The organism is Calyptranema fuscum S582, assembly GCF_055793305.1.
Window position 1 is genome coordinate 1 of sequence record NZ_JBSLYH010000094.1, and the last position, 11,510, is coordinate 11,510.

Annotated in this window: 8 protein-coding genes; 7 read left to right on the forward strand and 1 reads right to left on the reverse strand. The window is 51.1% G+C overall.

All coding sequences use genetic code 11. The features are described from left to right. The 6 genes from ACR6Z4_RS31415 to ACR6Z4_RS31440 all read left to right on the forward strand — a co-directional run. A partial coding sequence (locus tag ACR6Z4_RS31415; protein ID WP_479721263.1) for an Orn/Lys/Arg family decarboxylase occupies positions 1-272 on the forward strand: 272 nt, incomplete at its 5' end. Between the two features lie 222 nt (positions 273-494). Continuing rightward, positions 495-1,097 (forward strand): precorrin-6Y C5,15-methyltransferase subunit CbiT, encoded by a 603-nt coding sequence (cbiT, locus tag ACR6Z4_RS31420; protein ID WP_479721264.1) that lies wholly within the window; start codon positions 495-497, stop codon positions 1,095-1,097. An 85-nt stretch (positions 1,098-1,182) separates the two neighbouring features. Continuing rightward, positions 1,183-2,052: a phosphatidate cytidylyltransferase gene (locus ACR6Z4_RS31425; protein ID WP_479721265.1), complete on the forward strand. Its 870-nt coding sequence runs from the start codon at positions 1,183-1,185 to the stop codon at positions 2,050-2,052. A gap of 228 nt (positions 2,053-2,280) precedes the next feature. Next, positions 2,281-2,919 carry a bifunctional 4-hydroxy-2-oxoglutarate aldolase/2-dehydro-3-deoxy-phosphogluconate aldolase gene (locus ACR6Z4_RS31430; protein ID WP_479721270.1) on the forward strand — a complete coding sequence of 213 codons (639 nt, stop codon included), beginning with the start codon at positions 2,281-2,283 and terminating at the stop codon, positions 2,917-2,919. Positions 2,920-3,242: 323 nt separating this feature from the next. Further along, positions 3,243-5,876, forward strand: coding sequence for a zinc metalloprotease HtpX (locus ACR6Z4_RS31435; protein WP_479721266.1), 2,634 nt, complete (start codon positions 3,243-3,245; stop codon positions 5,874-5,876). A gap of 973 nt (positions 5,877-6,849) precedes the next feature. Continuing rightward, positions 6,850-7,317 (forward strand): RNA recognition motif domain-containing protein, encoded by a 468-nt coding sequence (locus tag ACR6Z4_RS31440; RefSeq protein WP_479721267.1) that lies wholly within the window; start codon positions 6,850-6,852, stop codon positions 7,315-7,317. A 201-nt stretch (positions 7,318-7,518) separates the two neighbouring features. On the opposite strand, the gene ACR6Z4_RS31445 is transcribed toward ACR6Z4_RS31440, so the two are convergent. After that, the gene (locus tag ACR6Z4_RS31445; RefSeq protein ID WP_479721268.1) at positions 7,519-9,939 is read right to left on the reverse strand and encodes an ATP-dependent helicase; all 2,421 of its coding nucleotides are present in this window, start codon (positions 9,937-9,939) and stop codon (positions 7,519-7,521) included. Between the two features lie 427 nt (positions 9,940-10,366). Here ACR6Z4_RS31445 and ACR6Z4_RS31450 point away from each other — a divergent pair. Continuing rightward, on the forward strand, positions 10,367-11,510 hold a 1,144-nt coding region (locus tag ACR6Z4_RS31450; RefSeq protein WP_479721269.1), incomplete at its 3' end, for a glycosyltransferase family 39 protein.

The following is an 11,510-nucleotide window of genomic DNA, read 5'->3' on the forward strand; positions in this document are numbered from 1 at the left end:
CTCCATCCCTCCACCCCCTTCCCCCCCTCTCACCCCGCGAGGCTTTCTTTGCCGAGACAGATGTTGTGCCGATTGCAGACGCTGGCGATCGCATTAGTGCCGAACTGGTTTGTCCATATCCTCCTGGCATTCCTATCCTGTTACCTGGCGAGCGGATTATGCCGCAAACCTTGACGTACCTGCAATCCATCCTCTCTGCTGGAGGCATCATTACCGGCTGTGCCGATCCCAACCTCTGCACCCTCAACGTTGTGAAACTACCGAAAGGATGACCCTCTATATCGCGCTGTGCGGGTTGATTTAGTCCGGTGGTGTGGAGCGCTGCGCACCCCACCCCACCGTTGCTGGATTTAACGAACTTGCACACCGCTATAAAAGTCAATCGGAGACGGGTTAGAGTAGGACGAGATTATCAGGATGGTTAAAGCGTCCAACTATGGGTCGCAAACTTGCCATCCTTCATCGTTTCTCTACCCCCCAACCCCCAACTTCCGATGGCTTCTTCTCTCTGGTCTTATGTAACTCCAGGTATCCCTGATGAATTGTTTGAACAATTGCCAGGGATTCCATTGAGTAAGCGTGAAGTGCGATTGTTGATTTTGTCGCAGTTGCGGCTGTGTGCCGATTCGGTCTTGTGGGATATTGGTGCGGGGACGGGGACGATTCCGGTCGAAGTGGGGTTGTTGTGTCCGCAGGGACGAATTATTGCGGTGGAGCGGGATGAAGAAGTTGCCAGCCTAATTCGGCGGAATTGCGATCGCTTTAATGTCAACAATGTTGAAGTGGTGGAAGGGAGTGCCCCAGATTGCCTGAAAGACTTGGGGGCAAATCCAGATTGCATCTTTATCGAAGGCGGACGAGCCGTTAAAGATCTGCTGCGAGAGGCATGGCAACATCTCAAATCGGGTGGCAGGATCGTAGCAACTGCCACTAATTTCGAAAGCTTATACGCGGTCTCAGAAGGGCTGGCTGAGTTACAAGTGCGTAACATTGAGGTAGTTCAGTCAGCCGTCAACCGTTTGGAGCGGCGGGGCAACCATCAAGTCTTTGTTGCCCTTGATCCAATCTTTGTTTTGAGTGGCGAGAAATTAGATTAGCAGAGGTCATCATCAATTATTTTGAGGCTATTCATAAGTTTCAAAATATGCCAGAGTTAGGTTTAACCTGGACTTAATGTTCTCTATGCCTTTGGCTCGTATTATCAGCGCTATCGTTGCAATCATCCTTGCCTTGGGAATGGTTTTCCTGGGTGGATGGTACTTCACGGTCGGTTTTGGCATCATCATCTACCTGGGGCTACAAGAATATTTTGAACTCACACGTGCCAAAGGCATTGCTCCGGCGGGAAAAACGACCATTGTCATGTGTGAAGCATTGCTGATACTGGCAAATGTTTCTTCGCCTCTGACCGATGCTGCGGTGCCTGTAGCCGGAACGCTGATTTGCTTTTATTTGCTCTTTCAACCCAAATTGGCATCGATCGCCGATATTTCAGCCTCAATTTTAGGATTATTCTACGGCGGCTATTTGCCCTGCTATTGGGTACGGTTGCGATCGCTAGAGGTAGTGGATATCAACGCATCGGTCGTTAATGAATGGTTGCCGACGCCCTTTCCCCATCTGCAAGCATTACCCGTAGGGCTAACCACGACATTTCTAGCCTTTGGCTGTATTTGGGCAGCCGATATTGGAGCGTATATTTTTGGTAAGTTTTTTGGGCGGACTCGGCTATCGGATATTAGCCCCAAAAAAACGGTAGAAGGTGCGGTTTTTGGTGTATTTGCCAGTGTGATTGTGGCGGTCATTGGCACCTGGTTACTCAATTGGCGCGGGTTTCCGCTGACGGGAATTGCTCTGGGTTTGATCATTGGTATTGCCAGCCTCTTGGGCGATTTGACCGAATCGATGATGAAACGCGATGCCGGTGTAAAAGACTCTGGGCAACTGATCCCCGGTCATGGAGGCATTCTTGATCGAGCAGATAGCTATGTGTTTACTGCCCCCCTGGTCTACTACTTTGTGGTCTTGTTGTTGCCCATGCTGCGCTCTTGAATCCATTCATGTTTGGGAATGGGTATTCATGTCATGATTTTTTGTGGCACGAGCGTCGCCCGCGCCACAAAAAATCATGACGGTTTCAGGGATTGAGGCTAAGACCTAGTCATGGTTGTGGCGTGGGGGAGGCATTGCCTAGCCCACATCGCAGCAATGCTATAGATTATGACGGACTTGCGTAAGTCCTATGGGTTAAGGAGTCTGTAACAGAAGGATGAAGTGGGAATGAACCGTGATGCCTGGTTAGCGCTGTTACGGCAGCATCGGGCGATCGCCGTAATTCGTGCGCCGGAACTGGCGATGGGGCAAAAGATGGCAGTCGCCGTTGCCGCAGGCGGCATTCAATTAATCGAAATTACCTGGAATAGCGATCGCCCTGCTGCTTTAGTCGAACAACTCCGCGCCGATTTACCCGACTGTGTGATTGGGGCAGGGACGCTCTTAAGCCAAGCCCATATTCAGGACGCGATCGCCGCAGGGGCGCAATTTCTGTTTACACCGCATACCGATCAGGCGTTAATTCAACATGCGATCGATCACGAGCGACCGATCATTCCCGGTGCCCTATCTCCTACCGAAATTGTCACAGCATGGCAAGCGGGTGCTGCCAGTGTCAAAGTCTTTCCGATCCAGGCAGTCGGTGGAGCCAGTTATATCCAGAGTTTGCAGGGACCCATCGGCACCATTCCCCTAATTCCGACGGGTGGCGTGACGCTGGAGAATGCAGCAGATTTCTTGCAGGCTGGCGCGATCGCTGTTGGGTTATCGAGTGAACTATTTCCTAAACAGGCGATCGCAGCGGGTGACTGGCACCAGGTCAGCCAGCAAGCCCACCACCTGCGGCAGGCGATCGGGCAAGGCTAAAGGGATGGCACGCTGGCACGCAGCCGAACATTGCCATGAGTTGCGAACCGGACACGGTTGAATTAAAAAATTAGGGTAGACTTTCAACGATTTGGGTGAGAGGTGCGTTAGTTTTTAGAGACGCGAAACGTCTGCCAAATTCAGCACCACCGATTAAGCATCTACTCAAGTTCAGCAGATTTTATCGACAATGGGTTTGGGATGCAGCGAAACCGCATTCTAAAATCCGTTTTAACCCTAAACAATAGAAACGGTGCATTCTCCAGGCTACCCTTGATTTTTGCACCGCAAAAATCGACCCCATCCTGTTGGAGGGATGACATATGGATAATTTTTCCAACTCCACCGGGTCTTCTGACTCCTCCTCATCCGATACACCGATGTCAGCAACGGCGTTAACGGCTCTGCTGCAAGAGGGGTTAGATGCTCTGAAACAGCATAACTACGAACGCGCGATCGCTCAGTTAGGAACCGTTAGCCGATCGGGCACCGATCGGGCGCTCCAGGTTAAAGCCAAGATGGGTTTGGTCAAGGCATATGCATCCGAGGGCAATTTGCAATTGGCGATCGCGCTCTGTAAATCGTTAAGTCAAGAGCGCAACTCGCGGGTGCAGCAATGGGCAAGCCAAACGCTGCAATCGTTAGAACGGTACGATCCCGTTTTTACAGACTTGCCATCGGAAGCGGCGATCGCCGATGCGGCAATCTCTGATGCAGAAACGGTGGAGTCCAAACCCTCTGATGCCTTGATCCAGGAGTCGGCAATTACCGATGCTAAAATTACCGATGCCAAATCAGAGGCAGCCGATGCAACGGGATTTGTGCCATTTACTTCTGCCGTAGAAGGCGCTGAGACAGCGTTTACTCCGGTTGATGATGGAACAGGCTTTACGCCCCTAGAGTCAGCCTCTCAGACCGAACAAAGTGCCGCTGAGAATCCATTTGCTCTGCCACCCAATTCTGCGATTACCGAAGCCCGCACCCAACTCAATCCTGTGACAAAGATTCAGTCCACCACCAAAGCTCGGAGCGTGCCCCAGCCTAAAACGGCGCTGCAAGGCAATACCAAAATTCAACCTGCTAAACCAACCAAGGCTAAGCCGACTACGCCATCCTCTATCCCACCTGCGGCAACCGCTCACCCAGCCATCAGCGACACGCCTGAAACGCCGGTCAGGGAAAAATTTCATGTTTGGCGGCAAGCGGATCGGGCGCAAAAATGGACGAGTTTAGGAAAAGTCGATATCACGACGCTGTGGGCCGTGATGGGCTTAACCGCGATCGCCCTGACCTGGATCTGCTGGCTTCTGACCCAGATTTTGATTGCCACCATCAATCTATTCAACCAACGCTTTAGCTGGTTGCCCTTAATCGAGCCAAACCAGTATTACGGCAACCCCCTCTGGCTGATTGTGTTAGTGCTGGCAGCGCTATTTGGCTTATCGCCCTGGTTGCTCGACCGGATTTTGCAAAATAACTACGGGGCAAAGTCACTCAAGTTAGATATGCTATCGCGCTACAGCCCAGAGACGTCCAGGCTGCTCAAGCGATTTGCTGGGCAAACAGGCTATACCTTACCCACACTCAGCATTCTTTACACCACGGCTCCGGTGATCTTCACCTATGGCAATATCCGCCGCACCGCTCGCATTGCCGTTAGTCAGGGGCTGTTAGACCAGCTAGAGGACGATGAAATAGCTGCCATCTATGCGGCAGAACTGGGGCACATCAAGCATTGGGATTTTAGTGTTCTATCGGGGGTAACCCTGGTGGCTCAGATTTTTTATTGGGTCTACTGGCAGGTCGCAGCGTGGGGCGATCGCCAGCAGGATCGAGCGCTGCAATCGGTCGCCGTAGGCATCTCTAGTCTGGGTTATGGCGCGTATTGGTGCGTGCGGTGGGCAGGGCTATGGTTATCGCGACTGCGACTCTACTACAGCGATCGCAGGAGTTGTGAAATGACGGGCAACCCCAATGGCTTAACCCGGGCCTTGTTAAAAATCTCCATTGGGATTGCCAAAGATATCCAGCGCCAGGGACAAACAGGGGCTTTGTTAGATAGCTTTGACCTGCTCTTACCCGTCAGCTACAAGTCTGCCCTCACTCTGGGCAGTGCCTGCCAGCAAAGCCCCATCGAGCCGTTGTTAGAGTGGGATTACAAAAATCCCTATCGTCGCTGGTTTAGCCTCAACAATAGCCATCCGCCCCTGGGCGATCGCCTGCTCACGCTGACAACGTATGCCCAACGCTGGCGGCTGGAGTCGGAGCTAGAGTTAACCTCACCCTCAAGCACGCTAATCAAGGAATTCCATCGACGCAAAGATTTTCTGATCCAAATTGCCCCCTTTATTAGCATTTTCATTGGCTTGGCGATCGCCTATGGTCTTTGGCTAGTAGGGGCGATCGCCGATCGCGTCTCCTTACTCAGCATTGACTGGATGTGGAAAGACTCATCCTTGCTGCGAGGCTGCATCCTGATCGCCTTCAGTATGGGTATGTTCTTACGCATCAATCCCTTCTTTCCCGATATCACGCGAGCCAATGCCCAGTCAGACCTGGATCTTCCCGACTTGCTCAACGATCCGACCTTCTTGCCCATCGACAGTCAACCTGTCCGCATCCAAGGAAAACTACTCGGCAACCGGGGTTTTGCCAATATCCTGGCGCAAGACCTGATGCTAAAAACGACAACAGGGCTGATCAAGCTGCATTTCACCTCTCCGTTGGGTGTGTTCGGCAGCATCATTCCTCAGACCCCCCGCCCCCGAGACTTTATTAACAGCACGGTATGGGTTACAGGATGGCTACGCCGGGGCGTCACCTTGTGGATTGATGTAGACAAAATTCAAATTGAACGCGGCACCCCTGCCAAAAGCAGCCATCCTCTCTGGGCAACATTTTTAGCAACCATGTCTGCACTCTGGGGGCTTTACATCATCACCAAAGGGGGATTTTGAACTCGGTCTAGCGCTTCGCCCTCGGCTAGAACCAGATTATGTTTTGAAATCCATGCGAGGTATGGATTTCAAAACATAATCTGTACCCTACTCGATTGCAAATTGCTATGAGGATCACAGATTAATTGATCTGTAAGTCTTTTGGAGCGACAACGGCTCCGCCGTTGTCGCTCCAAAAGACTCAGTATTTATCAAATTCATGAGCTTAAGTAAAGAAATGTTGCAATATTTGGCGGACTTGTGTTACATTTCTTAATAACAACCGAGATCATCTAAGCATGGATTGGGTTTCAGATGCGTCTTAACAGCAGTCCAATTTAATCGCTTCGGTATCAGGTTTTCCTCCCAACACAGCAAGCCTACCAGTCATGCTCCATGACTGGTTTTTATTTATCACGACCCCCATAAAGCCCCATACCAACGTGTTATCAGCCAGTAGGAAGATGGATGTGTCAATGGATTTAGCCACGGGTTGGAAATTTTTGACAAGTTTCAAGACAATTAATCTCGAAGCGAAATTGATGCAAACCCTACAAAGATAAAGCGATCTAACTCTTTTGAGCGGATATGCGCAGAATGAAATCTCAATTTTGACAGATCAGCTATGACTGCCACCGTGATACCTTTATGAATGGCATGAATATGCTGAATCAGCAGAACCACGATCAACCATATGTGTGCCACACTCAATGGGTAAGGCAAACGTATATTTGTCGAAATGTTTAACAAAATTGTATGAGGAAGCTCTCGGTAAGGTTTCATCTCCTCGCGCTTTAATAGTCGTTTTTTAAACGTTTTAAGTTTCCTCAATTTGCAAGCTTTGTATTCCTTACTATGCTTTTGAAGCTAATTTGAAGGATAAACTATAGGTTCTGAAATTCTTAGCAAATCCGCTGATAAGCTAAAACAACGCTGAAACAGTATTTATTACAATCAAGTTTGTTTGAGCCAAAGTCTGGAGGTAACTTTCCCTATGTCAATTCGTTTGTATGTTGGCAATTTGCCCAAAGAAGTAGAGCGTCAAGAGCTCGAAGCTGTGTTTTCAGAGTTTGACGGTACTGTTTCTACCAAAGTGATTACAGACCGCAAAACAGGCAAATGCCGGGGTTTTGGGTTTGTAACGGTGAAAAATGAAGAGCAAGCCGATCAACTGATTGAAAAATTCAATGGCTTCGTTTTCAAGGAAAGCCCTCTGAAAATTGAACGGGCACAGCCTCGCACCAAGGGCAAGACAGAAGACGAGTCAGAAGCACCCAGCAGCGGCAGCGCACCTGTGCCCACTAGCAGCAGTCCTGCGCCTAGCCGTCGCAACAACAAGGGCAATAAAGCACCCAAGAAGAGTGTTTCGTCTGATTCTGAGTCCGTCCAACCAGATCCACGCTGGGCACAAGAGCTAGAGAAGTTAAAGCAACTGCTGGCTGCTCAAACTGCAAACTCTTGATTCAGCTCGTTCACTGGCTTATTTCAGAATCCCAATTGATTCTGACCTATCAACTGAGGCAGGGGTAAGTTACCAAAAACTCCTCCAGTCAGGCTCCCGTTCCGGTTGTTTCATTCCGGACAGACTCCTGCCTCTATTGCTGGGCACCGATGGCTGATGGGTTCAAGCGATCGCTCATGAATCGCAAATTTCAGGTTCGTTTTATAGTTTGCTTTGCGGAAACTTGTGGCTAAGAGCAGGTAAGACTGGGCAAGGCACTTTATCTTCTAAATTATCCGGTTTGCTCCAGGTAAATGGAGCTTTCTGGGCAGCTGACATCCACAGCAACCGTTTGGCACGGGTCATCGCTACGTAGAGCAGCCGATATTCTTCGGCAGCTTGCAGATATCCTGCACCTTGCCATGCTGTTTCTGTTGTCGGAATTAGCCCTTCGTTGTGAATATGGGCACGGATCTGGGCACGGGCAACTTCTGCCAGACTAAAATTGCCCAGAAATTGGGCTTGAGGTGGAACCCAGGGACGACCCGGAATCATATGGTCGTGCAGGAAGGGGATAAAGACAAAGTCCCAATCCAATCCCTTTGCCTTGTGCATGGTAATAATCGTCAGTTGCCCAGGACGGGTATAGCGAGCTTCTGGGTTATCGGTTTCGACTGGCTCAAATTGCTCCGATCGAACAATTTCATTCAATACGTCCAAAACCGCCGACATCGATTGCTGAGTTGCTGTCTGACGGGCGATCCGAGATGCCAGTTTTTCGGCGGTCGCCAGTTCCGTTTGCTCGTACCTTAGGGTCATCGCCAGGAAGGGAATGAGTTGATACTGTGGCAGTTCCAACCGGGCACGGAGTAGTTCGGTGCAATAGTGCTGCGCTTGTAAGACTGGATCAGCCTGAAGCGGATCGAGCGGTCCTGGATAAAGAAATTGTTCAGGTAAGCCTGTGAGCGCATTCAAATCTTGGGTTGGAATCAGCCGACGTTCGACCAATACTTTGAGAGCCGCTTTGAGGTTGTCGGGAGAGTGGGGGCGATCGAGGAATTGCAGCAACGCCAGCATTTCAGCCGGGATGTGGGAATAGCGATCGCGCTGACCAACATCATAAATTTCAATTCCCAGGTCTTCTAAGTTGACCTCAACCCCATAGCGCATGGGATTTTTAAGCACATCTGCCAGAAACTGACCCTGTTTATTTTCGCGCACCAACACCGCCAAACGGGCATCCGGTTCGTGACTCAACAGTGCCGCTACGCGTTTGCCAATTAGCTCGACCGTATGATACGGGTCTCTGGGATAGCGAATCTCTAACCCTGCTCCTTCCGGTTGGGGGTTGGCATCTACCTGCGGATCATTCGACGAAACGGCACGGATCACCTGGGGGCGAAAGGGCAGGGAAGAGAAGGATAACGGTTGCAGGTTCAACCTAGACGCAGCCGGTTGGGTATCGTCGTGACGCTTCAAGCGGGCATAGCGCTGATTCACCCACTCCAGCATAAAATTGGCAGCTTCCATAATGATTGCGCTGCTGCGACCTGCCTGATCCATTTCTGCCAATCTGCCCTGTTGCTGGCACTGGTGGCAAAAGTCGCGAAAAAAGATCGGGTCAGCCGGGGTAAAGGTCGAGTTAATGGCTTGATTTGGATCGCCCACCCGCACCAAATTTAAGGGTTGGGTGCGATCGCCCGGATCTGCCGCCAGGGTTTCTAATAAGCGCGTTTGTAAGGGTGAAGAATCCTGGGCTTCGTCTTCAAAGACGGCAAACACTTGCGATTGCCAGAGCTGACGAGCATTGTCGTTTTCCAAAACTCGCAACGCTGCCAAAATCATGTCGTCGTAGTCGATAAACCCCCGTTGTTGCAGCAGAGCTTGATAGTTTTCGTAAAGCCCAGCAGCGATCGCCAATACTTCATACTCAGTTGATTCGCCACTCTCATCGGCAATCCGCTGCGTGATCGATTGACTCAGCGCCGACAAATCGGACGGCATCAGCCCTGAACTCTTGGCTTCATGAATCACGGTATAGGCTAAATCGGGTAGCACTTCGGTTCGCAAGACCGACTGCCGTCGTAAGCGCTCAGTTTCTTCACCATCAAAATGTTGCCCTTCTAACAGACGCAGATAGAGTTTAGGATTGTGAGAAATCCACTGCTCAACACAGGTGCGAATGAGGCGACTGCTCTGGTTGGGTAACACCAGGGTCATGCGTTCGAGGTTTAGCCCCGACAGGTCAGGATGACGGTTGGCAATATTTAACGCCAGCCCATGCAGGGTGTAAACGGCAAACCCCTGCACCGCGAGAGAAAGGTCTTTGAGATAGTGGCGAATTTTGGCTTTGAGGTTGGCGGCAGCAGAACGGGTAAAGGTAACTAAGACCAGTTGAGACGGATTGGGCTGGGGTTGGGTCGGGCGATGCTGATATCGATTTGCCAGCAGCAAAGCCGCAGCGATCGCCATTCCTGTAGATTTCCCTGAACCGGGTACGGCGGACACCGCCAGGGAACCCCCTTGCCAATCTGCCATGCGGCGTTGTCCTGGGCGCAGTTGCGATCGCAGGTGAGCGACCGCTGCCTGATGCTGTTGAAGCCGCTCATGTTCGCTTAGGGCAGGCTGTTTTGCGTCTTGCATCAATACTCCGTAAACTGATACTGCCGTAGGTTGTATCTCGAATTTGATATAGACGGGTTGAAACCCATCCATTGTGGATCACCATCGATTCACCTGTCTCTCTGTTTGACTGCTGTGTATACACATCTGGGGTGGAACCACTTGACTCTGCTCGATCCCCCTAAATCCCCGCGCATTTGCGCCGCTGCGCTAGAAAAAAGGGAGACTTTCGAACCAATTCCCCCCTTTTTAAGGGGGGCAAGGGGGGATCAAATCCATTTCTCCAACAGGCTGCTGGGGGGATTTCCATTTTGTGTGTTCATCGTAGTTGCGAGAGCAATGGCAGAGCTATTGCTCTCTCCAAACGATAGACAGATTTGATTAAATCTGCCATCCTACCAAATTTAGACAGCCCCCAAAATCTGTGCAAAACGGGAGACTCAAAACATTGAAGCAGGTAAGCCCTACAACACTCCATTATGGTGCGTTGGTCGGTGTAATGGGATTGGGATTGGTGTTGCGATTTTGGCAATTAGACCTGAAACCCTTGTGGCTGGATGAGGTGATCACTGCCCTCTTTAGCCTGGGACGTAGCTATACCGATGTGCCCCTGAATGCGGTGTTTCCTCTGGCAACACTCGATCAAATCTTTACGTTTCAGCCCGGAGTCAGTTGTCGTGAAATCGTGGCACGGGTTGCCATCGATTCCGTTCATCCCCCCCTATTCTTTTGCTTGATGTATCGCTGGATGGCTGGGATGGGGCACTTGACTGACAATTGGGTATGGGCATTGCGATCGCTGCCCGCATTAATGGGTGTGGGGGCGATCGCCGCAGTTTATCTGCTGAATCGGCTTGCCTTTTCGCCCACCGCAGGCTTGATGGGCGCAGCGCTGATGGCAGTGTCTCCCTTTGCCGTCTATCTGTCGCAAGAAGCCCGCCACTATACCGTACCAATGCTATTGATTACGCTGTCGCTGGCGGTATTGGTGCAGATGCAACATGACCTACAGCGGCAGCGATTGCGTCCCCTTATCTGGCTGAGTTGGGTCGGGTTAAATGGTCTGGGGTTTTATGTCCACTATTTTTCGGTGTTGGCACTGATTGCCGAAGTTACCGCACTGGGAGGCTGGATGCTCTGGCAGCGATCGCAGATCCGGCGCTATGACTGGATGGCATTGGCACTGGCGATCGCGGGAGTCGGATTGATTGCGGCACCCTGGCTGCCCACCCTCTTGAGCCATACCAACCGCCCTGAAACGGATTGGATGCGACCGTACGAACCGAGTTGGCTCGATTATCTGGCACCGATTTATCAAACTCTGGGGAACTGGGCATTGATGGTGATTGCATTGCCTGTCGAAGGTCAACCCTGGGCGATCGCCATTCCCGGTGCCGTCCTCATGTTGGGATTTACAGGTTGGATCGGGTGGCACTTTGCTCGTGGCTTAAAGCGGCTCTGGCAACACCCCAGCTATCGTCCCAGCTTCGTCTTGCTGGCAGGCTTTATCAGCTGCATCCTGGTGCAGTTTTTTGGCGTCATCTACATCCTGGGCAAAGATATTACCGTCGTCCCCCGATACAACTTCATCT

Coding starts and splice junctions, on each gene's coding strand:
- ACR6Z4_RS31425 (WP_479721265.1), top strand. CDS start 1,183: ATGCCTTTGGCTCGTATTATCAGCGCTATCGTTGCAATCATCCTTGCC.
- ACR6Z4_RS31430 (WP_479721270.1), top strand. CDS start 2,281: ATGAACCGTGATGCCTGGTTAGCGCTGTTACGGCAGCATCGGGCGATC.
- ACR6Z4_RS31445 (WP_479721268.1), bottom strand. CDS start 9,939: ATGCAAGACGCAAAACAGCCTGCCCTAAGCGAACATGAGCGGCTTCAA.
- cbiT (WP_479721264.1), top strand. CDS start 495: ATGGCTTCTTCTCTCTGGTCTTATGTAACTCCAGGTATCCCTGATGAA.
- ACR6Z4_RS31440 (WP_479721267.1), top strand. CDS start 6,850: ATGTCAATTCGTTTGTATGTTGGCAATTTGCCCAAAGAAGTAGAGCGT.
- ACR6Z4_RS31435 (WP_479721266.1), top strand. CDS start 3,243: ATGGATAATTTTTCCAACTCCACCGGGTCTTCTGACTCCTCCTCATCC.